Source organism: Prevotella sp. oral taxon 317 str. F0108 (genome assembly GCF_000162415.1).
Taxonomy (GTDB): Bacteria; Bacteroidota; Bacteroidia; order Bacteroidales; family Bacteroidaceae; genus Prevotella; species Prevotella conceptionensis.
In genome coordinates, this window is sequence record NZ_GG740077.1 from 99,009 (window position 1) to 121,825 (window position 22,817).

A 22,817-nucleotide genomic window follows, 5' to 3' on the forward strand; every position below is an offset into this window, starting at 1 on the left:
CCTGCGTACTATCCATATTAAGCACAAAACAACGCATCGTAAAGCAAGGCTCACCGTGCCAAAACTCAAAGCCTAAGAAACTGATAAACTAATAAACTTATAAACTAGAAAAACTTAAACAACTATTGTTCTACTTCTTCTTCATCATGTCGATAAATCCCTTTGCGCTAGTCTGGTTTTTGCCAAGCTTAGCAGCATCCGACACCTTTTTAAGATACTCTTCCTCGGTAAGCGGCACAATCTTCATGGTGTCTGTAAGCGTAGTTAGTCCGCGGGTAACAATCTTGTCGCCGGCTTTCAAGCCGCTAGTAACCACATAATTGTTGCCGTCGTTTTGTGGGTCGACCGTAATTTCGGTGTACTTCACGCGGTTTTCGGCGCCCAACTTGTACACAAACACCTTATCTTGTATCTCGGTAGTTGCGCTTTGGGGGATAACCAGGCTGTTGGTGCTAACGCGCGGCACGATAATAGTGCCCGATGCACCACTTTTAAGCAGGTGTTCGGGGTTGGGAAAACGTGCTATAAGCGACACGGCACCCGTGGTTTGACTGATAACACCGCTCATCTTTACCACCTTACCCGTGTGTTTGTACATCGTTCCGTCGGCCAATTTCAGCTTTACTTCGGGGTAATCGCTAATGGCGGCGTGCGTTCCGCCCGCTTGTTTCGACATGTTCAACACGTCTTTCTCGTTCACCGAGAAATACACTTCGATGGTAGCCGCATTCGAAACGGTTGTCAATGGCTCTACGCTTTGCGCGCTAACCAACGCTCCCACCTTGTAAGGCAAGCTACCCACGATGCCGTTAGCCGGACTTTTCACAAAGCAAAAGCCCAACATATCTTTTGCCGAAGACAGCGAGGCCTGTGCTTGCGCCACGGCAGCACGCGCGCTTTCGTAGGCGTTCTGCGCCGTTTGCAGTTCGTACGAACCGATAACGTTGCGCTCGAAAAGTTTCTTGCTGTTGTCGAAAGTAAGCTTGGTGGTGTTAAGCTGCACCTTAGCCGAATTAAGTGCGGCCTGCGCTTGGCGCACAGTTGCCTGATACGTGGTGTTGTCGATGACGAAAAGCAGCTGCCCTGCCTTAACCACCTGCCCTTCTTGCACGCAAAGTTTGGTGATAAAACCCGACACTTTGGGCCTTATCTCCACGTCTTGCACACCCTTAATAGAGGCCGGATAAGTTGTTTCCGTCTCCGAACCTTGCGTGCCTACCGTCATTACGGGATATTCGTTGTTGTCCATTTTCATGTTGCCCTTGCCGCCACATGCAGCCAAGAGTGCAACACAGGCCACCAACATTAACCATTTCTTTTGTCTCATACTCTATTATCTAAATACTATTCTGTTTCTATTTTCAGCCAAATTGCTATCCTAATTGCAAAAACCCGACGCGCATATTGAGTTTTTGCACTGCAAAGTTACAAAGAAATATCAACCCATTTCAGTGCAGCCCACACCATTTAACTATAATTAGCACAGCGCAAACCTAAGGGTTAAGCAGTCGGCGCAATATGCCAATGCAGCATCATCGAACCCAACTCGCCTTGCTGATAATTGGCGATGGCAAGTGGGTATGGCGGTAAGCGCACTGCGTATGATGGTTTTTGGTTGACAAGCTGACGAGTAATCCTCCATTCTTTGTCCACTTTTCAGTATAATTTTTAACATTATGAGTGCCTGTTTTGTCCACCAACCGTCCCCTTGACCGCAAATAATCGATTCTCGCGAAGGTTAGTTTTTGCGCAAAAAAGGGTTAGTAAGCGAATGCGGCAAAATGAATTTTTATTTAAAAACGCCGCCATTTGCACCAGTTATTGGGCTATTTGCTGCTAAATGCAGTGCATTTTGGTGCTAAATAGAGTGCGTTTTGATGCTAAATGGAGTGCATTTTGATGCTAAATGGAGTGCATTTTGGTGCTAAATAGAGTGCGTTTTGGTGCTAAATAGAGTGCGTTTTGATGCTAAACGCAAGGCAAAATGCTGCTAAATGCGAGACAAAAAGCATAAAGATACACTGCAATGGTATAAATAAAACCTTTTCGAGTCGTTAAAAATATGGCTGAAAAGGGCAAAATAGCCGTTAATACGTGGGATTTTAGGGGCAAAAAGCAGATAATTGGGACTGAAAAAACTGCGAACTGGCAACCAAATAGAAAGGCAAAATGGTGCAAAATGCACGTGATGTTGTCAAAAATGAGCCAAAAAACAAATCCGCAAGACTGCAATTTGCCCCTAATTGCTAGCTTTAACGCTCATTTTTTCGCTAGAAGGGGCTGGCGAAGCGATAGTGTTTTGTAAAGTTTAAATAACGCATTTAACTAAAATTCGACCACAGAAAAAGGTTGAACGATGACCTTTAATCACCTAATTTGGATTAAACGGAATATACACGTGTGCACAGGACTGCGCGCATGGGTATGGAACTCAGACCATCGTAAACTTGATTTTTCAGGAGTTTCAGGTGCTCCTGGGGCTGTCCTTATGGCAGACCGCGAACTATGCGGGAAGGCCGCAAGTAAGCGTAATAACGTTTTTCTTATGCTTTTATAAATTTAATATGCCTCAAACATAACGAAAACACACGAACGCACCAAGGAAAAACACCTGTAAGATTGCAGGAATGTAGGATACGGTAAATGAACCCCTCAGGTAAAAAAAAACAAGGGATACCACAAATACTTTGGACTTAATGAAAAGCACAATATACTATTTATAATGCAAACTAATAATTAAATAGTTTGGAACATACTCGCCAATTCATTATCTTTGCCACAGATAACTATGACAACGTAAGTAAAGAAAATCATGAACATCAAAGCTAACAGGCCATTGCAGGGGCTATCCAAACATATCGTGAGGGAAAGGCCCGGTAGACGCAGCGGTATAGAAACGCTAACAAATGTCTGTGGGAGCATGCGGTTCTCTGGGTATCTGTTCGGCTCGGACGTGCAAGACATGCGCGCCGATTGGCGAGTTGTAGGAAACGACATGAGGAAAGCAATGCACAGATATGGAAGATAAGCGACAACGCCAACAACAGCAAAAACCAAAAAAACATACCGCAACCCAAAGAGCATGAAGAACCCGTAGACTTGTATGAGGTGTTGCAGTCGGTGGAACTCGAAAGGCGAGACGTCACCATAAGGGCATTTTGGGCAATGGAGGAGCATAAGGCATACAGCGGACCGCTACCCGCTCCCGAAGACTTCGGAGCATACAAGGACGTGTTGTCCGATGCACCAGAACGTATCCTTGCCATGGCAGAGAAACAAATACAACACCGTATCAGCATGGAAGAGAAAATCGTATCGTCGGGACTCTCCGAAAGCAAGAAGGGACAAAACCTTGGCGCCATTATTGTATTGGCGTGCATCGCAAGCAGCGTGTATCTCGGCATGAACGGACACGACATTTTGGCAGCGGCGTTGGTGGCCATCATAGCAGCGGTAGGCACAATCTTCGTATTGAAGAAAACTCCACGCAGCGGTGGCAAAGGGATTTCCTTGAAAGAGGAAGATACCGAAGAATAACGTTTCGAGCTATAACAAATACGGCTTGATAATCAAGTAGGAGGTAAATGCTAATAGTAGGTGTTTACCTCCTACGTTAGTATTTGCCGACCACTCACACCACCGTACGTGCCGTTCGGCATATGGCGGCTCCTATTTTGTCTCCACGAATCTTCCGCTGAGCCGTCCAAAGCCGGCGCTATGGGCATGAGATAGGGGCAAAAACAAAAAGGAGTTGCGAACCTTGCGGCTGCAACTCCTTCTTGTTATGTCGGGATTACTGGACTCGAACCAGCGACCTCGCGCCCCCCAGACGTGTGCGCTACCAACTGCGCTAAATCCCGAACATTGCCTTTTAAGCGTGTGCAAAGGTAGGCAATAAATTGTTAATGGCAAAATTTTTATGCCGTTTTTTCGACGTTAAACGTGAAATTATCGCTTTTTTATCGTATTTTTGCGGTGGCGCAGTGCCTCTTGTCTGGCCATTTGGACAGCTGGTGCAGGTTGCCGTCATGTCTAATCCAATATAAACGAAGCAATGAAACAACGTTTGTTTTCACTTTTTATGGTGGCTGCCGCCCTCGTGCTGCTAAATGCTTGCGACAAGAAGGACGACCGAACAACAATCCCTAAACCAGAACCCGAGGAGCCTATAAAACTGGGCGTGCTGCCTGTTGTGTTCCACGTTTTCTATGCCGATGAGAACGATGCCACGCAAAAGGTTCCTGCCGAAAGACTGCGGCAAGTGCTAGATAATGTTAACCGATTGTACCAAGGGGTTTATAGTGGAGCGGGGAATGCTAACATACGTTTCTTGCCAACACCTGTTGACAAGGCGGGTAAAAGGCTCGCTGAATCTGGTGTGGAGTATATCAAGCTGGAAAAAAGCGAATATCCCATCGACCCTTACGTGCTGATGAACGACAAATCGGGCAAGTATAAGCAGTATATGTGGGACCCAAACAGATTTGTTAACGTGTACGTATACCATTTTAAGCAAACTAACACGAACGGAACAACGCTCGGCATCAGTCACATGGCGATTTCTGCGAAGGGCGAACACGAGCTGGAAGGGCTGCTTGCGGTGCAAGCTAGGCACCTAACTCTGGATAATTTGCCAACCCCTTTCTGCGTTTCGGTGAACAGCAAGTTTGTTAATGATGAGTCGAACCGCTATAAAGATTGGCCCAACTTGCACTTTCTTCGTATCAACTCTGCCGACTTCAACGTTACACTCGCCCACGAACTGGGACATTATTTAGGACTATTCCACGTGTTTGGCGAAGAGGATGGGGAGTATATAGACGGATTTAAGGATACAGATTACTGCAAAGACACGCCCACATATAACAAGGTGGCGTACGATAAGTTCTTGGCGGAATACATTCGAACGCACTATGCCCAAGCCGCAGACCTTAAAGAGTTATTGAAACGTACAGGTAGCGATGGCAAAACGTTCGACTCTAACAACATTATGGATTATGCTATAAGCTTGGGTCACACCTTTACGCAAGACCAAACCGAACGCATGCGCCACGTACTTAATTATAGTCTGCTGATACCAAGGCCGGGTTCAAGAAGCAGAAGTGTTGATGCGCACGGCAAACCTAAGGGCGTTGTGGATGTTAAGTTTAGGGTGATAGAGTGATTTAAAGGTGAAAAGGTGAAAGGGTGAAAGGGTGAAAAGATGGCTGCGCCTTTTAAAGGTGAAAGGGTGAAAAGATGGCTGCGCCTTTTAACGTTGCCTAAGCGGTTTCTAGATTTCTAGTTCATTCTAGCTTTCGGATAAGTCAGACTAGTCTGACTTGTCCGACTTGTCTGACTTGTCCTATTAGCCTGACGCCACCTATACATTTGGCTTAACTCCATAACTCCTTTAACTCCTAAAACTTAACTCCTCAAAAACCGCTACTGGGCTGTGGCATTCCTTATGCTGTATCAGTACAAAGCACCTTGTACTGGCACTACGAAATGCTTGTAGCATCTGTACGAAAGATTATTCACAGCACTACAAATGCTTTTGTGTTGATACGTTGATGGCAAAGCGGGCCATGCAAACAAGTTTATAAAACCAATTCCCTTTAACTATATATCGCCGCTAAACAGCAAACAGACAACACTTTATTACCATTTTTGTTGTAAGTTGTTTTCTTTTTGCTTAATTTTGTTGTCGAATAACAACTGCTTACCTAGGTACGCTTTGTGTGGCGCATATTTTGTTTGCTGCAAACTAGGTGTTCTTTGTGGGGTCATTAAGGTGCTAAACATTCGCTTGGATGGCGCAAACTCCATATGTTTAGGCAATAAAAGGCATACGAAGAAACCTAAAATTTAAACTACAATGAGAACGAAAGAAACTGGCAGCACTGCGTTTAAACCACCAAGCAGCGAAAACAGATGAACTTAAAGGCCTAAATTGACTTAACTATATTTTATTTATCTTTAAACATGACTGTAATGAACGAAAAGCAGAAAAAGCCGCAGGCCTTTTGGCGAATGTGCTTGGTTGCATTGATATGTATGCTATCCAGCACACTTTATGCGCAAAACATCACGGTGACAGGAACCGTGAAAGACCCAATGGGCGAACCTGTTATCGGTGCTTCGGTGTCGGTGCAAGGCACGCGCGCGGGCACCGTTACCAACATCGACGGACATTATTCCATCGAATGTTCGCCGCAAGCCACGCTCGTATTCTCGTATCTTGGTTTCAAAGCCAAGAGTGTTGCCGTGAACGGACGTCAACAGGTGGACGTGGACTTTGAAGACGATGCCACCGCACTGAACGAGGTGGTGGTTACGGCTTTGGGTATCAAGCGGCAAACCAAAGCCCTTGGATATGCAGTAACCGAACTGAAAAGCGACGAGCTGGAACGCGCAAACACCGTTTCGCCCGTAACAGCACTTCAAGGAAAGGTGGCTGGCGTGGAGATTAGCCAGTCGGACGGTGGCATGTTCGGTTCTACCAAGATACAAATAAGGGGTGCATCCACGTTGAACGCCAACAACCAACCCATCTTTGTGGTAGATGGCGTGATACTAGACAATGCCACAAGCGACTCGGGCGATGCCGATTGGAACACCAATACAAGCGACTATGGTAACCAACTGAAGAACCTCAACCCCGACGACTTCGAGAGCGTGAGTGTACTAAAAGGTGCTGCTGCAACGGCCTTGTATGGTTCGCGCGGTTTGAATGGAGCCGTGGTTATCACCACCAAGAGTGGTAAGGCAGGCAAAGGGGTAAGCGTACGTTTCTCGCAAACCGTGGGTTTGGAAACGGTTTATCGCTCGCCCGACTTGCAGAACAAATACCTTTTGGGCTCGTTCCCTGGCGGAGTGGACTACGATGAGTACTATACGAAGACTGGTAACACATGGGGCGACAACATGTCGTCGTTTGCAAGAAACTCAAAAGGCGACTATTCGTTTATCGAACAATATGGCAATGTTGCATGGGGACCTGAAATATCGTGGGCCGAAGGCAAGCAGTTTGAGCAATACGACGGCACAATGGGGCCTGCGCGCATCTTTAAGAACAATTATAAAGATGCCTACGACACAGGCATTAACACCAACACCAACGTATCGCTGCAAGGTGGAAACGACAGAACGCAATTCTACGCCTCGGCATCTTACAAATACAATAAGGGCACAACGCCACGTAACACCTTCAATCGTTTCTCTTTCCTAGGCAAGGCCTCGCAGAAGGTGGGCGACATCATGACCGTAGATTTCAGTATCAACTTCACCCAGTCGCAGCCACGAAACGCACCTTTGAACATCGGTGAGTACTTTGCAAAGGGTACTTTCCCCCGCGAATACGACGTTAACCGCTATCGCCACCTGTACAAAGGCGAACACGGCGGATTGGCTGACGGGAAATATGGCGACCAATATCGCGCTGTACCAGGCAGGGACCTATGGTGGAACATCTACGAGAACGACTATCGGCAGACCGAAACGGTGTTCCGTCCTGTACTCAATCTCAACGTGCAAGCCTTGCCTTGGCTGCAACTGTCGGCTGGCGGCTCGCTCAACTACTATGCCGTTAGTGGCGAATATAAAGCACCAGGCAGTGGTTATGCCAACGAAGGAGGTAGCTACGCCTTGTCGCACACCCAAACCACGCAAGAGAATTTCTATCTGGCAGCTAACGCCAACTATCAGATTAACGACGATTGGGAAGTGCACGGCTTTCTACGCGAGGAGTATTTCAACCAATACGCACAGCTGCATTCGGAAAGTACCAACGGCGGATTGATTGTGCCTAACCAATATTTCATCAAGAACTCTAAGCTCCAGCCCGACATTGATACCCACAAGTTCAACACCAAACGTATCGTTTCTACCATCTTTATGGTGGGCACAAGCTGGAAAAACCAACTGTTTCTCGATGTAACGGGACGTAACGACTGGTCGTCGGCGCTTGTATATAGCTACGGCCGAGGTAACTTCTCGTACTTCTATCCTTCTGTGTCTGGTTCGTGGATTATCACCGAAAGCTTTAAAGACACCCTGCCCAAGTGGGTTAGCTTTGCCAAGGTGCGCGGTTCGTGGGCACAAGTGGGCAACGACACATCGCCCTATTACATCAACTCGGGCTACGAAATTGCCACCTATCAACGTGGTGACAAGAAGGTGTACGGCATGAAGATACCCGACAAAATGAAGAGCACCGACTTGAAACCCGAACGTAAGAACGCGTGGGAAGTGGGTCTCGACTGGCGTTTCCTTGACAGCAGAATTGGTTTAGACTTTACTTATTATAAGGAGAACACGCGCAACCAAATCATGACCATTGATGTACCAGGCCCTTCGGGTGTAAAACAAAAGCTCATCAATGCGGGTAACATACAAAACTCGGGTATAGAGGTTGCCCTTAACACCACTCCCTATAAGCGCGGCGATTGGCAATGGGACCTTAACCTAACCTACACGCGCAACCGAAATAAGATCGTTGAGCTAAGTCCCGATGTTGCCTCGTACATCAATTTGGATGGCTCGGCAACCTACGGTAACTACCGCATCGCATCCGTTGCCAAAGTGGGATCAGACTATGGTATGCTTATGTCGGACTCGTGGATAAAGACCGACGAGAAAACGGGAAAACCCATCATCGGTTATACCAACAACTATCGTACGGTTTATTACAAGCGTGGCGGAACTGTTAAAGAAGTGGGCTCGATGTTGCCCGACTTCCTTGGCACGGTCAACACCACCCTGCGCTGGAAAGACCTCAGCCTGTATGTGCTCTTCGATGCCCGCTTTGGCGGTTATGTAGCATCGTACAACTCGCGCTACTCCACAGCATACGGATTCTCAGGCGAGTCTGAAAAATATCGTAAGGGCATGACTTGGACTAGCAGATACGACAATGCTAAGGGCAAGACATTTACCGATGGATTTATTCCCGATGCCATTTTCGACCAAGGAACAATCGTAACAGCACCCGATGGCACGCAGCATGACGTTAGTGGCAAGACTTACCAAGAGGCTTACGAAAAAGGCTATGTGGAACCTGCACACATGCAAGGGCACGGTTACTTTAAGAACAGCTGGGGCCAGGGCGTCATCAACGACGACTGGTTTAAGAAACTAAACTACATTGCTTTGCGCGAAGTAACCTTATCTTATAACGTTCCGCGCAGACTATGCAGCTATATCGGAGCCAAGAGCTTGGCGTTAAGCCTAACGGGGCGCAACATTGCCTACTTGCTTAACACTGCACCCAACCACGAAAACCCCGAATCGGTTCGTGGAACAGGAGCCGCACAGTTCCGTATGCGTTCGTTCATGCCCTACACGGCTAGTTATCTCTTCACACTAAACGCCACATTCTAAACGCATTCTCATCATGAAACAGAATATTTTCAACTTCAAATCCCTAGCAATGGGTCTATGCACGGCATGCTTGGCCCTAACAGTGGGATGCAGCGAAAGCGATTATGCCGACATCAACACCGACCCTTCGAAGGTTACAAAGGGCGATCCCATCTTCCTCTTCACACAAGCACAGGTGGAGTATCAGCCGTTCGACTACCTGCTGTGGTTCTACGATGGTGCCTACACCTCAAAGTTTGTGCAGGCATATACGCCCGCGGCTAGCTTCAACGACCTCTTTAACAATATGGCCGAATTAGGCGGCGTGGGTTCGCAGAGCATCAAGGTTAAGCTTTACGAAAACGAAATAAACAGTGTTCTATCCAGCATGCCTGCCGATAAAGCCGCGCAATACACGCACCTGTCGGCTATGGCCAACGCCCTATCTGTGTATATGGCGCTCTTCGACACCGACCTCTTTGGCTCTATTCCCTACTCTGAGGCCGCAAGAGCAAGGCTTGATGGTACGCTCACCCCAAAATACGACAGTCAGCCGCAGCTTTTCGACCAATGGCTAAAAGAATTGGATGCCGACTTAGAGAAACTTAAAACCACATCCCCCCAAATAAGCATTGGCAATAACGACCTTGCTTACAACGGCAATGCGGAGAAGTGGGTGAAGTTCATCAACGGAATAAAACTGAAAATCGCCGTTCGCTTGTTGCATCAAGACAAGGCGCGAGCCATAAAAATTGCCGAAGAGGTGGGCGCTGCCGACGCTAATGTGATGCAAAGTATCACCGACGACTATGTGTATAACAAGGGTACAGGTGGCGATGGAGGCAACAACACCTATGGAACGGACAATAGTGTGAACTTAGGCGTAGGCAGTAAAAACGTTATCGACTTTATGCGCCGCAACAAAGACCCGCGTATGCTCGTGATGTTTACCAAGAACGACTTCAACTCGGAGGTGATTCAGGCCTTCTTTGATGCGCAAGCTAGGGGCGACAAAGACTGTGCCATCCCTAAGTACATCCTCGACCAAGTGAACTATACCACTGATGCGAAGGGGCACAAACATTTTGTTAGCTGGAAAGGCGACGGCGAACCGTGGGTACGCTATCATGGCCTGCCCATCGGCATTAAACTTTCTGACAACGCGGACTATACGGGCGAGAACAACTACTTTGTGGCTACACGATGGAAAGTAACCGATGGTGATAAGTCGAAGACTTATTCGCCACTGTCTTACTTCAACGAGGAGCTTGTGCGCGGACGAGTAGATTATACATTCCCCACGGCTCCCAAAGGTAAGGTGGTACAAGATGTAGAAGACAATCCGCTATACGAAATGACAATCTCTGCCGCAGAAATGAACCTCTACTTGGCTGAGTTTAAACTGCTGGGAGCTAACTTGCCACGCACAGCAGCCGATTATTTCAAGACTGGCGTTGAGGCTTCGGCACAGGCTTACAGCCGCATGGCCACGCTCAACAAAATCCCTTATTACGATAAGGCGCATTGCAACGACCCGCTAGACAAGCCCGTTACCTACGAAGCCGATGCCATCAAGACCATGATGGCCAATGCCGACTATCAGCTTACGGGCAATCGCGATGCCGACTTGGAGAAGGTGTACATCCAGCTCTACCTCCATTTCTACTATCAGCCACTCGAACAGTTTGTTACCGCCCGCCGTTCGGGTGTGCCAAAGGTGGGTAGTACGCTCATTCCTTGGGTGGCCTTGAAACCCAGCAAAGACATTCCACGCCGTTTCTATATCGCTCAGCCCGAACCCTCCGACAAGATGAGGGCAATCATCGAGGCTGCCATGCACGAACAAGGGTTCAGCTTTACCGACGGACAAAACCCCGATGTGCTTAATGCCGAAAGGGTGTGGTACGATAAGGGTGCACCTAACTTTGGCGAAGGACCGAATTATTAAGATGAGCGTGTGAGCGTGTGAGTTTATAAGTTGATGAGTTGACAAGTTAACAAGTTGATGAGTTGGCAAGTTGATAAACTCACAAGTAAACGCACGATAGCATTATTTAAAGGAGAGCCACTGCTGCTAGTGGTTCTCCTTTATTATATACTGTGTCGCTAAATCAAACCACCGAATTGGGAATAAGCCTCAACTTAGTCATTTACCTTCACCATCTTAATTGGCTGCAAACTCGCAATGTAGGCCGAGAGGGTGGAGGGGAGAGGGCGAGAGGGACTGCCCCTAGTGCCACACACCACAAAAAACGATGTGCCAACTATGATAAATCCTGCTCTTTTAATTCTTGCAATTCAGTTTTATCTGGGTTCTCCATCTTGGCAAGCCTTCTTGCATGATTCATTATCATGTCTTCAAAAATGTTGCGAATGAAACGGCCATTAGCGAAGTGGCTATCTTTTGCATCAACAGTTGCGTTTATTCTCTCAAACAATTTCGTCAATGCTAACTCCGTAATGGTGTAATCTTCTTTATTGCACATTAACTTAAAGATCTCCATAAGCTCGTTAGGAGTGTAGTCCTCAAACTCAATGAACGTGTTGAAACGTGATTTTAGCCCGGGATTAGATTCGAAGAATTTAATCATAGGTTCTGTATAGCCTGCCACAATGACAACTAAGTCGTCTCGATAGTCTTCAAGTGCTTTGGTTAGTTCTGTAAGGCATTCACGTCCGTACGAGTCTGTATGCTCGTTTTCTGTAATGCTATATGCCTCGTCAATAAATAGCACTCCTCCCCTAGCTCGTTCGATAACATGTTTTACTTTATGCGCAGTCTGACCTTGAAAGCCTGCGATCAAATCGGTTCTAGACACCTCTACAAAGTGTCCTTTGGACAATATTCCTATTTGCTTATATAACCTACCTACAATACGAGCAACAGTTGTTTTCCCTGTGCCAGGGTTGCCGGTAAAGGCAAGGTGGAGCGTACTTTTTGGAGAGCTTAAACCTAGCCCATTCCTTAACTTTTGAACCTTTTGAAAACAAATTAAATCACTTACCTTTGATTTTACATTGTCTAGTCCAACAAGGTGGTCTAGGTCGTTAAGCAGCTCATCTAATGTTTTTTCAGTTTCCCCATCGCTGGGTTTCACATTACTCTTACAAATCTTTTCAATACTCCTAATGCCATGTAGCATAAACAGACTATCTTTTAGTGCAATTGCAATCCGTCTTATTCTGCTATCTTCACTTTTTCCAAACTCAGTTATATATACAACAAGTTCAACGATGTCTTTTCGCTCAGACAGCTTTATTACTCTCGTGGCACATTGATAAATTCTACCTTTGCTATGTGTTACAGCGTCTAGGCTGGTGGCTGTTTCTAAAAGGTTTTCCTCATACTTATTTTCTATACTCATAATAATCCGACTAAGCGTAAGACGAGTTGGATAATTGATAGAGAAGCAGCTCCTGCCGCAATGGCGTAAGCTGTTTTTATTTTGCTACTAACGATACGCTCGTCTTGTTCAATTCTCTTGTTGATGTCATTAAAAGAAGATTGTTGTTCCTCTCTGTTTCTATAAAATTCTTTTGTCAGTGTTATCTGTTCTTGCTTATTCGCAAGTATACTTGCTTTCTGTCTTTCCACATCCTCCCAAAGACTATCTATGTCGGCAAGGTGCTTGTAAGATTGCAGTTCTGAATGGTAGTTTTGCAATATCAACAAATCCTTTTGTGTTTGGTCTTTCGTCTTGTCTAGCTGTTTACCAATCTCGTTTAATTGATTTTGAAGTTCCGACAAAGAAGACTTTAAACTTTCTAAAGTACCAACATCAACAAGCGAATGGATGGTACGACCTATAATATCCAGCTGCGAAGTGGTAGATTCCTTAAAATTCTTGAGCACCTGTACTGTTGCTTTCAAACCCTCGATGGTTTTGTTGATGTCCTTCTGAGCCAGCATAGCCTGTTCACTGGCTTTGTTGGCAGACTCTATCGCCCCTAGAATGCCTCGAATGTATTCTTTGTCAAGTTGGTTAAATGCGTTATATACTTTATGAAACTCTCTATATAGAGTGCGAAACCGCTCGTTAGCCTCAATAAATGCACTTTGTATATTCGACACTAATTCATTGGCTTCCTTGCCCGTCACATTGTGTGCATTCCAACCAATTAGGTTTCCTTTTGTTTCGAAAGTTGGTAGGGTAATTGCCCTAGGTGTCGTCTGAGCCAATTTGCCTATCTCACTTAACTGTTTTTTGAAGTTATGTCCTTCTATTGATTTGTTTTCCATTCGTTTAAATGCTTTTAAGTGTATTGAATATTTCGTCAATATCTTCATTGTTGCGTAAATGTTCCTCTGCCTGGGAGTCCGAATTAGACAATATGTGCTCTACCATATCTCGCATTCCTTTTGCACCCTCCTTATGCCTGTCTTTAATATTTGAAAAAGTTTGGTGTTCAGTCGTTTTAAGGTTCTTTTCCGAAACATTTAGGAGTGAGGTTTGTGTATTAAGTATCTCGTTCTTCTTTTCCAATTGCTGCAATTTGTTTTGCTCCTTTTGCCTCTTGGCAATTAGCCTATCAATGAGATTAAGTGCCAATGCACCAACAAGACCACTACCCAATGCCCCAAAGAAAATTCCCAGTAGGCTAGCTAGGCTTCCCAACAATGGGATTTGAACTGCAAAGATCGGTATGCTAGTTAAGGCTTTCTCTATAACTTCGCCAAGAGCTATTGCGCCTACTGCGGTAAGCCCTGCAATAACAATTTTTCCTACTTCAAGCATTTTAGTCCCAAACGATTTATCTTTGTTTGCAGGGTTTTTAAAGTACTGTATAGCTTCTTTGACAGATCTATAACCTTGCTTTAAAAACGTCCAGGCCTTTTTAAGCATGCCGACAATTGGACCACAAATTGCAGTAATTATTGTTGATAAAACAGTATCACGAGCTGTTGTTAGATGCTGTTTCATATTAGAGATAAAGTTCTTGATTGCTTTCTTAACAGACTCGGTGAATGTACTAATCTCACGCTTGCCTGAACGAAACCAAGAAATAAGTTCTTTTATTATGTCTTTAATCAGAGCTGCCAACAATCCCATCAAAACCGACCGAAGAGCCTTACCTCCTATGCGGAAAGCTTCTGCTTTTTGAGATTGTTTACCTGCTTCGATGGAATGTTGTTCTGCTGTGCTTTTACGTTTCCCATATTCTTCACGAGCCTCTTCGTCATCTTTTCGATACTGAGCTTCCAACTCTGGACTCAAGTAATCGTCAGCCATGGGGTCTGCAAATTGTTCTGATGGTTTTTGCCCCTTTGAGTTACGGTAATCAAGCCATTCTTTTGTTGACATACGTCCTTTCGAACGATTATGACTAGATTTCATCTCATGAAGATTTGATTCGCTGTTCGCAAAATCTATCTGTTCCTGTTCTGACATGTGTGCATTAGCTGCCGCATCGCAAATTATCTCACCAGCAGGAATAGTGTGGTCCATGTCTGTTCCCTTCTCGACAGAACCCGTTGGTCGGCCCTTGTCAAATGGTGCTCTTGCCCCTTTAACTAGATTGGCTTCCTCTCTACCTGATCTTGTAGTGTGGGTTACAACATTACCATTCTCATCATGTTGCAGTTTCGATTGCCAACTATCATATCTTTCTTGGAAGTCAATACTGCTATTATGGCTTGCTATTTTACCGTTAGCAAAATTCTCTGTGGTTTGAATATGAGCAGAGCTTCGTAAGTCGAGTGTTAATCCGCGATTCTCCTTAATAAAGTCCTCTCCTGCAATATTACCAATCTGGTTGATGAATTGATCCCAAACCACATTCATAACAGTTTCGCCAAGTGTATCAGGACTACCTATCTTTTCAAAGTCTTCCTCTAACCCAGACAATTCTGACATATGCGATGCGAGTTCACGTTCAAGTAGAGTTTCATCCTCATAAAGAGATGCTTCATCGTCATTAGACCATTGTTGCAGTTCGTTATAATTATCATTCATAAATTTATATCTTTGATGTTAATGTTTCTGTTGACATTACTTTCTCGATTATGGCGTGGCCATAGATATAATAAGGGCTTGACTTACATCATGTGTTGTCGTGGCGAGTTTTATGAAATTATTTTTAATGTTGTGGGGCGAGTTTTTAGTGTTTGTTGCGTGCGGTAGCTACATACGATAACAAAAAGCGCGGAGACTACCGTCACCCGTCCCGCGCATATAGGCTCTCGCATTGCCCTTACAGTAGAACGAGCAACTGCAGAGCCCCACGCCGATGCGCTATATATGACCGCTCCACACAACAAAGGCCATGCGCGTGGCAACAGGCCAACGGCATTCTCTGGTGTAGAGGGCATGATAATTGCATCATTGAGGACATCTACTTGTTGCCTCGTCTCTGACTGCAAGTTCGAATTTGCGAGATTCATATACGCCAAAGACAAGACGTGGGTAAACGTCTTTCCATTATGTATGTGCCGTCTTGGCGGTCGTCATCCGCAAGCGGATGGGCGATGTCGCAAAGGACGGCATTGCAAAAATACTAAAAAAGTTTTAAACAAATGATGGATAGGATGGAAATTTTGTTTGAGCTGTCTTGACTTTTAATGTTTCATTGAGAGGAGCTGGTTGTCTTTGTGATGCCAGCACAAAATAAACACTCCTCTTCATGCGCGAAGTGCAGGACAGCAAACTCGCTGGCTTATAAACTCACGAAAGCCTAACAAATCCCGAAAAAATCGATCCACGGCCTCATCAACTCACCAACTTGCAAACTTATCAACTCATAACCTCACCACCTATCCAACTTGCAAACTCATCAACTCATTAACTCAAAAACTTTCCAACTTATCAACTTACCAACCTATCGACTCGAAAAATCATCACCTCGCCAACTCAAAAATACACTGAATCGCCACCTCAACAACTTACAAACCCATCACCTCACCACCTTTCCAACTTGCAAACTCATCAACTCATTAACTCAAAGCCTTTCCAACTTATCAACTTATCAACCTATCGACTCGAAAAATCATCACCTCGCCAACTCAAAAAACACTAACTCGCCAACTCATCAACTTACAAACCCATCACCTCACCACCTTTCCAACTTACAAGCTCATTAACTCAAAAACTTTCCAACTTATCAACTTATCAACCTATCGACTCGGAAACTCATCACCTCGCCAACTCAAAAAAACACTAACTCGCCAACTCATCAACTCAAAAACTCACTACCTCGCCAACTTAAATCCTTATTATTTTTTTTACAATTGGCCTCAAGTTCTCGTTCCGTTCTAGCGAAAATCTAGGTTGAAAAGTAGGGAAATAAGTACCATTTCTAACCTTTCACGCCTTCCTGTTTGTCTATTTTTAAGCAAAGAACCTGCATTTTGCACCATTTTGCCTTTCTAGTTTGGTTGCCAACTCGTGTTTTTCCAACTCCAATTTTCCACTTTTAGCCCCCAAAACCCTACTTTTTAACCGTTGTTTTGCCCTTTCGAGCCATGAAAAACATGGCTCGAAAGGGTTTTATTTATACCATAGCAGCGGATATTTATGCTTTTCGGCTTGTGTTTAGCTGCATTTTGCATTGCGTTTTGCACCATTTTACCTTGCGTTTAGCATCAAAACGCACTGCATTTAGCACCAAAACGCACTGCGTTTAGTACCAAAATGCACTGTGTTTTGCGGCATATTGCACTACATTTTGCTATAAATAGCCCAAAAGTTGGTGCAAATGCCGACTCCTTTAAATAAAAATTCATTTTTCCAACGTTCACATGCTACCCTTTTTTGCATCAAAATAAACCTTCGCGAGAATCGATTTTTTGGGGCCTGGTGGACGATTGGTGGACAAAAAGGGCACTCTTGATGCTAAATTTCTTGCTGAAAAGTGGACAATGTTTGAGTTGACGAGTTGACGGGTTGGCAAGTTGACGAGTAGACAAGTTAACGAGTGGACAAGTTGACGAGTTGACGAGTTGACGGGTAGACCAGTGGACAAGTTAACCAGTTGACGAGTTAACCCGTTGACGAGTGGACAAGTAGACGGGTTGACAAGTTAACGAGTTGACGAGTTGACAAGTTGACGAGTAGACGAGTTGGCAAGTAGACAAGTTGGCCAGTTGACCAGTTAACCAGTTGACGAGTGGACAAGAGGACGAGTTAATCGTTCTTTTCTCTTTCCTCGAAAAGTGCGTTTTCTCGCCATGGCAATGTTCGAGCAAGCTCGGCATTGTTCATTTGGCTTAACGAAAACGTTTATCTCTTCGTGTTGTGACCTAAATGCGTCCGTTTTGACATAAGAACATAAGAAACATAAAGAAGTGGTCTTTCCGTTATTTTAGTTCTCTTTTTGCATTAGCGCAATCGTTTGCATCGTAAAGATAAACATTTCCCCGTTTTAAGGGCGAACCTCTTGCGAATAATGCCTAACTTTATGCCGAGTTTACTAACCCCTTAGTCTATGAATTTATATTTCAATATTGATTACCAGACCGTCTTCGGAGAAGAATTGGTGCTGAACATCGTTACTAATAACGACAAGGGCGAATGCCTAACAACGCAATACCGCATGAACACCGTCGACGGATTGCGCTGGATTTGTTGTATAAACAAGTTGCCCGACGCTTGCCAAAACGTCGTGCAGTACTTCTATTGTGTGGATAGTGCGGGTGTGACAAGGCGTAAGGAGTGGGCCTTGCAGCCGCATCGTCTGGCACTTGGCGCGCTTAAAGCCAACGCCTACCACGTTTACGACCAGTGGAATGCCATTCCCGAAGATGCCTATCAATACACTTCGGCTTTTGCCCAGTGCCTAAAACGCCGCAACCTGCAACCCATGCCCGCATCTGATTACGAGCGGACGTTGCGCTTGGTGGTGCGCGCGCCACAACTGCGGGCCTCGCAACGCCTCGTTTTAGTGGGCGACGACCTGGCACTTGGCGCGTGGGCACTTGGCGGAGCCTTGCCCATGACCGAGGTGAGCGATTGCGAATGGGCAGTAGACCTCAATCTCGACGAACTGAAAGGCGAAGAAATAGCCGTGAAGTTTGTGGTCGTTGATGCCGATAGCCGCGTTGCACCGCTTTGGGAAACGGGTTACAACCGCGAGTTGCAGTTGCCTCAGGTGGGCAAAAACGAAGTTTGCGTGTACCAATTGCATCAGGCTTTCTTCGAACTTTGGGACGAACGCTTTGCCGGAACCCTTGTTCCCGTGTTCTCGTTGCGCACCAAACGCAGCTTTGGCGTGGGCGACTTTGGCGACCTTAAAGCCATGATAGACTTCGTGGCGCATACCAACCAACGCGTGTTGCAGGTGTTGCCCATCAACGACAGCACCACAACGCACACCTGGACCGACTCTTATCCATATAGTTGCATCAGCATTTTCGCCCTTCATCCGCAGTATGTAGACCTCAATGCGCTGCCGCTGTTGAAGAAAGAAGACGAACGCATGGCTTTCGAGGCCTTGCGACAAGAGCTTAATGCGCTGTCGCAGATTGATTACGAGCGCGTGAACAACGCCAAAACAGCTTATCTTAAACAGCTGTTCGAGCAAGAAGGCAAGGAAATGATGAAGGGTGAGGACTTTAAGAAGTTCTTTGAAGAAGAATGTTATTGGCTTGTGCCCTACGCCCAATATTGCCATCTTCGCGACCTCTACGGCACGGCCGACTTTGCACAATGGCCCGACCACAACACTTGGGACGAGGCCGAACGCAAAGCCCTCTCAACGCCTACGACCAAGGCTTACAAAGAGGTGGCTTTCCATTACTTCGTTCAGTATTTGCTTTACACCCAAATGCGACATGCCCACGAGCATGCTCGCGCCAAGGGCGTGATACTGAAAGGCGACATACCCATTGGGGTAAACCGCCACGGTTGCGACGTGTGGACCGAACCACATTACTTTAACCTCAACGGACAAGCAGGCGCGCCGCCCGACGATTTCTCGGTTAAAGGGCAGAATTGGGGTTTCCCAACCTACAACTGGGACGAGATGTTGCGCGACGATTGCGCCTGGTGGGTGCGCCGTTTCCAAAACATGGCGAAGTTTTTTGATGCCTACCGCATCGACCACGTGTTGGGTTTCTTCCGCATTTGGGAAATTCCCGTGTCGTGTGTAGACGGCTTGTTGGGCCAGTTCTCGCCCTCGTTGGGCATGAGTCGCGAGGAGATAGAGGCCTATGGGCTGCCTTTCAACGAAGAGGCATTCACCCGTCCGTTCATTAGCGATTGGGTTCTCGACCGCATGTTCGGCGAAAACGCCGACAACGTGAAGGCAACTTATCTGCAACCCCTGCACGACGACATCTGGCAACTGCGCCCCGAATACGACACGCAGCGCAAGATTGAACAGGCCTTTGAGGGCAAAAACGAGGAGGCCGACCGCTGGTTGCGCGATGGACTCTTCGCCTTGGTGAGCGATGTGCTTTTCGTTCGCGACCGCAAAGACCCCTCAAAGTTCCATCCGCGCATCTCCGTTCAGCACGATTTTGTGTACGAGGCACTTTGGGATAAGGATAAGGACGTGTTTAACCGCATATACAACGACTACTATTATCGCCGCAACAACCAGTTTTGGTACCACGAGGCAATGAAGAAACTGCCCAAGTTGGTTGAGGCCACGCGCATGCTTGTGTGTGCCGAAGACCTTGGCATGGTGCCCGATTGCGTGGCGTGGGTAATGAACGAGCTACGCATTCTGTCGCTCGAAGTACAGTCGATGCCCAAAGATCCACGTGTGCGGTTTGGCAATCTCTCCACATTCCCCTATCGCTCGGTTAACACGTTCAGCAGTCACGACATGCCAACACTGCGCCAGTGGTGGGACGAAAACTGGGAACGGACACAAGAATACTACAACACGATGCTCTATAATGGTGGTCCTGCGCCGCATCCGCTTTCTGGTTTGTTGGCTCGCGACATTGTGTTGCGCCAGCTTTTGTCGCCCTCCATGTTGTGCATTCTCAGCATTCAAGACTGGTTGTCCACCGACGAAGACCTGCGTTTGCCCGATGCTGATGCCGAACGCATCAACATTCCTGCCAACCCGCACCATTATTGGCGTTATCGTATGCACCTCAATATCGAAGACTTGATGGCTAACACACCCTTCTGTACGGCCGTTAAGGATATGGTTCAACAAAGCGGACGCTGAAAGAGTGAAAAGGTGAAAAGGTGAAAAGATGGCTACGCCTATCTGTCAACTTGGCCACTCGTTAACTTGTGCACTTGTCAACTCGTCAACTTGTCAACTTGTGAACTCGTCAACTTGGCAACTTGTCAACTTGTGAACTCGTGAACTTGTTAACTTGTCCACTCGTGAACTTGTCCACTCGTCCACTCGTGAACTTGTTAACTCGTTACCTCGTCCACTTGTCAACTCAATAACAATAACAACAACGATATGAACATAAAAGGATTTATCATGGCTGCCTTGTTTGTTTGCGCCCAAGGGCTTGACGTACGTGCGCAAGACATGAACGAAATGACTTACTCGCCCCGCGAAACGGTGTTTAAGCTTCACGCACCTGCCAATGCTAAGCGCGTATTGGTAAGGATTTATGCGGAAGGACAGGGGGGAAAGCCACTACAAACCTTGCGGATGAAACCCGCAGGCAAAGACATGTGGAGCGTTACGGCCAAAGGCGACCTCAAAGGGCGTTTCTATACCTTCGACGTTCCTGCCTTTAACCTGGGCGAAACGCCGGGCATCTTTGCCAAGGCTGTGGGTGTAAACGGTAGGCGAGGAGCCATTATAAACCTCGATGAGACAAATCCTGAGGGATGGAAGGCCGACAAACGACCGCCGTTGGCATCGCCTGCAGACCTCGTTATCTACGAACTTCACCATCGCGACTTTTCCGTTCATCCCTCGTCGGGCATCAAAAACAAGGGCAAGTTCTTGGCCTTAACCGAAGAAAAGGCCATTAACCACCTGCGCCAACTGGGCATTAACGCCGTGCATATTCTGCCTTCGTTCGACTTTGCCTCGGTAGACGAAACGCGATTGGATAAGCCGCAGTATAATTGGGGCTACGACCCGCTGAACTATAACGTGCCCGAGGGTTCGTACAGCACCGATCCTTATCGCCCCGAAGTGCGCATACGCGAGTTTAAACAGATGGTGCAAGCACTGCATAAAGCAGGCATCCGCGTTATTCTCGACGTGGTTTACAACCACACCTACGACCTATCGGGCAGTGCATTTCAACGCACCTGGCCCGACTACTTCTATCGCAAACGTGCCGATGGAACGTATTCCGACGGGTCGGGTTGCGGCAACGAAACGGCCAGCGAGCAGCCTTTGATGCGCCAGTTTATGATAGAGTCGATGAAACATTGGGCGAAGGAGTACCACATCGACGGGTTTCGCGTAGACCTGATGGGTGTTCACGACATCGAAACGATGAACCGTATTCAGGCCGAAATGCAAAAGATAGACCCCTCCATATATATATATGGTGAGGGGTGGAGTGCAGGCACGTGCGCCTATCCGCAAGAAAAACTGGCCACGAAAGCCAATACTGCGCAGATGCCGGGCATCGGAGCGTTTAGCGATGAGCTGCGCGACGCACTGCGCGGACCATTCTCCGACGACCGCAAGCCTGCTTTCTTGGCCGCCCTTAATGGTAACGAAGAGAGCTTGAAATTTGGCATCGTGGGCGCGATTGCTCATCCGCAGGTAGACATGAGCCAAGTAAATTACAGCAAAAAGCCGTGGGCCAACCAGCCAACGCAAATGATAAGTTACGTTAGCTGTCACGACGACATGTGCCTAACCGACCGCATACGCAACTCGATACCTGGCATAACCACTGCCGAACTGATAAAGCTCGACCTCCTGGCGCAAACGTTTGTGTTCACTTCGCAAGGTGTTCCGTTCATGCTTTGTGGCGAAGAGATGCTGCGCGACAAGAAGGGTGTGCACAATAGTTTTTGTTCGCCCGACTCAATTAACGAGCTTAACTGGACCAATCTCGAACGTTATCCGCAGGTGTTTGCCTATTACAAGGGTCTTATTGCCTTGCGCAAGGCTCATCCCGCGTTTCGTTTGGGCAACGCCGAGTTGGTTCGTAAGCATCTCGAATTTATCAAAGCGCCTGCCAATGTGGTGGCTTACCGCTTGAAAGACCATGCTGGTGGCGATGCCGCAAAAGACATCGTGGTGCTGCTTAATGCCAACCGTGAGGCACAAGTGGTGGATGTTCCGCAGGGCGATTATCGCGCTGTGGTGTGCGATGGCGTGGTGAACGGCGATGGTCTGTGCACGATGAAAGGCGGAAAAGTTACTGTTGATGCGCAGTCGGCATTGATATTGATGAGCGGCCTCACTCCCAACCCCTCTCCAAGGGACTAGGGGAGTGATATGCCTAGCCGATTAAGGGTGAAAAAAACGAAAAGATGAAAAGATGAAAAGATGGCTAATGCCCTCAAAGCTACGTATGGCTGTTCGCTTTTTGGTATCCTCAAATGGCCCTATTTTTCACAGATGTCCTCTAAAATCCCTAGTTTTTT

General features: G+C 46.7%; 11 protein-coding genes and 1 tRNA gene. 6 read left to right on the forward strand and 6 right to left on the reverse strand.

Annotated elements, in window-relative coordinates:
* Nucleotides 1–130: 130 nt before the first annotated feature.
* Together HMPREF0670_RS13875 and HMPREF0670_RS16510 are read right to left on the reverse strand one after the other, a co-directional pair.
* Nucleotides 131–1,327 (reverse strand): efflux RND transporter periplasmic adaptor subunit, encoded by a 1,197-nt coding sequence (locus tag HMPREF0670_RS13875; RefSeq protein ID WP_009231778.1) that lies wholly within the window; start codon nucleotides 1,325–1,327, stop codon nucleotides 131–133.
* A gap of 150 nt (nucleotides 1,328–1,477) precedes the next feature.
* Entirely contained in the window at nucleotides 1,478–1,675 is a 198-nt protein-coding gene (locus tag HMPREF0670_RS16510) for a hypothetical protein (RefSeq protein ID WP_139145451.1), read from the reverse strand.
* Nucleotides 1,676–2,973: 1,298 nt separating this feature from the next.
* On the opposite strand from HMPREF0670_RS16510, the gene HMPREF0670_RS13885 reads away from it, so the two are divergent.
* On the forward strand, nucleotides 2,974–3,537 hold the full coding sequence (locus tag HMPREF0670_RS13885) for a DUF2335 domain-containing protein (protein WP_009231779.1): 564 nt from the start codon (nucleotides 2,974–2,976) through the stop codon (nucleotides 3,535–3,537).
* Nucleotides 3,538–3,787: 250 nt separating this feature from the next.
* On the opposite strand, the gene HMPREF0670_RS13890 is transcribed toward HMPREF0670_RS13885, so the two are convergent.
* Nucleotides 3,788–3,860 (reverse strand) — tRNA-Pro (locus tag HMPREF0670_RS13890).
* 194 nt (nucleotides 3,861–4,054) lie between these two features.
* Between HMPREF0670_RS13890 and HMPREF0670_RS13895 the strand changes: the two genes are divergently transcribed.
* The 3 genes from HMPREF0670_RS13895 to HMPREF0670_RS13905 all read left to right on the forward strand — a co-directional run bounded on the left by HMPREF0670_RS13895 (nucleotide 4,055) and on the right by HMPREF0670_RS13905 (nucleotide 11,287).
* Nucleotides 4,055–5,164 carry a zinc-dependent metalloproteinase lipoprotein gene (locus HMPREF0670_RS13895; RefSeq protein ID WP_009231780.1) on the forward strand — a complete coding sequence of 370 codons (1,110 nt, stop codon included), beginning with the start codon at nucleotides 4,055–4,057 and terminating at the stop codon, nucleotides 5,162–5,164.
* Nucleotides 5,165–5,973: 809 nt separating this feature from the next.
* Nucleotides 5,974–9,360: a SusC/RagA family TonB-linked outer membrane protein gene (locus tag HMPREF0670_RS13900; protein WP_009231782.1), complete on the forward strand. Its 3,387-nt coding sequence runs from the start codon at nucleotides 5,974–5,976 to the stop codon at nucleotides 9,358–9,360.
* A 13-nt stretch (nucleotides 9,361–9,373) separates the two neighbouring features.
* Nucleotides 9,374–11,287 carry a SusD/RagB family nutrient-binding outer membrane lipoprotein gene (locus HMPREF0670_RS13905; protein WP_157579659.1) on the forward strand — a complete coding sequence of 638 codons (1,914 nt, stop codon included), beginning with the start codon at nucleotides 9,374–9,376 and terminating at the stop codon, nucleotides 11,285–11,287.
* A gap of 316 nt (nucleotides 11,288–11,603) precedes the next feature.
* On the opposite strand, the gene HMPREF0670_RS13910 is transcribed toward HMPREF0670_RS13905, so the two are convergent.
* From HMPREF0670_RS13910 to HMPREF0670_RS13920, 3 genes are read right to left on the reverse strand one after another with little or no spacing between them, the layout of a single operon-like run.
* Nucleotides 11,604–12,704 carry an AAA family ATPase gene (locus tag HMPREF0670_RS13910; RefSeq protein ID WP_044078367.1) on the reverse strand — a complete coding sequence of 367 codons (1,101 nt, stop codon included), beginning with the start codon at nucleotides 12,702–12,704 and terminating at the stop codon, nucleotides 11,604–11,606.
* Nucleotides 12,701–13,579 carry a hypothetical protein gene (locus HMPREF0670_RS13915; RefSeq protein ID WP_009231785.1) on the reverse strand — a complete coding sequence of 293 codons (879 nt, stop codon included), beginning with the start codon at nucleotides 13,577–13,579 and terminating at the stop codon, nucleotides 12,701–12,703. Before HMPREF0670_RS13915 ends, HMPREF0670_RS13910 begins: the two co-directional genes overlap by 4 nt.
* Nucleotides 13,580–13,583: 4 nt before the next feature.
* Entirely contained in the window at nucleotides 13,584–15,293 is a 1,710-nt protein-coding gene (locus tag HMPREF0670_RS13920) for a hypothetical protein (protein WP_009231786.1), read from the reverse strand.
* Nucleotides 15,294–17,760: 2,467 nt separating this feature from the next.
* Here HMPREF0670_RS13920 and HMPREF0670_RS13925 point away from each other — a divergent pair.
* Entirely contained in the window at nucleotides 17,761–20,457 is a 2,697-nt protein-coding gene (locus HMPREF0670_RS13925) for a 4-alpha-glucanotransferase (protein WP_009231788.1), read from the forward strand.
* Between the two features lie 249 nt (nucleotides 20,458–20,706).
* The gene (gene pulA, locus HMPREF0670_RS13930; protein ID WP_009231789.1) at nucleotides 20,707–22,659 is read left to right on the forward strand and encodes a type I pullulanase; all 1,953 of its coding nucleotides are present in this window, start codon (nucleotides 20,707–20,709) and stop codon (nucleotides 22,657–22,659) included.
* Nucleotides 22,660–22,817: the final 158 nt, after the last annotated feature.

Excerpts from the sequence above, each read along its gene's own strand:
- HMPREF0670_RS13895 (WP_009231780.1), top strand. The coding sequence starts at position 4,055 with ATGAAACAACGTTTGTTTTCACTTTTTATGGTGGCTGCCGCCCTCGTG.
- HMPREF0670_RS13920 (WP_009231786.1), bottom strand. The coding sequence starts at position 15,293 with ATGAATGATAATTATAACGAACTGCAACAATGGTCTAATGACGATGAA.
- HMPREF0670_RS16510 (WP_139145451.1), bottom strand. The coding sequence starts at position 1,675 with ATGTTAAAAATTATACTGAAAAGTGGACAAAGAATGGAGGATTACTCG.
- pulA (WP_009231789.1), top strand. The coding sequence starts at position 20,707 with ATGAACATAAAAGGATTTATCATGGCTGCCTTGTTTGTTTGCGCCCAA.
- HMPREF0670_RS13915 (WP_009231785.1), bottom strand. The coding sequence starts at position 13,579 with ATGGAAAACAAATCAATAGAAGGACATAACTTCAAAAAACAGTTAAGT.
- HMPREF0670_RS13905 (WP_157579659.1), top strand. The coding sequence starts at position 9,374 with ATGAAACAGAATATTTTCAACTTCAAATCCCTAGCAATGGGTCTATGC.
- HMPREF0670_RS13875 (WP_009231778.1), bottom strand. The coding sequence starts at position 1,327 with ATGAGACAAAAGAAATGGTTAATGTTGGTGGCCTGTGTTGCACTCTTG.
- HMPREF0670_RS13900 (WP_009231782.1), top strand. The coding sequence starts at position 5,974 with ATGAACGAAAAGCAGAAAAAGCCGCAGGCCTTTTGGCGAATGTGCTTG.
- HMPREF0670_RS13925 (WP_009231788.1), top strand. The coding sequence starts at position 17,761 with ATGAATTTATATTTCAATATTGATTACCAGACCGTCTTCGGAGAAGAA.
- HMPREF0670_RS13910 (WP_044078367.1), bottom strand. The coding sequence starts at position 12,704 with ATGAGTATAGAAAATAAGTATGAGGAAAACCTTTTAGAAACAGCCACC.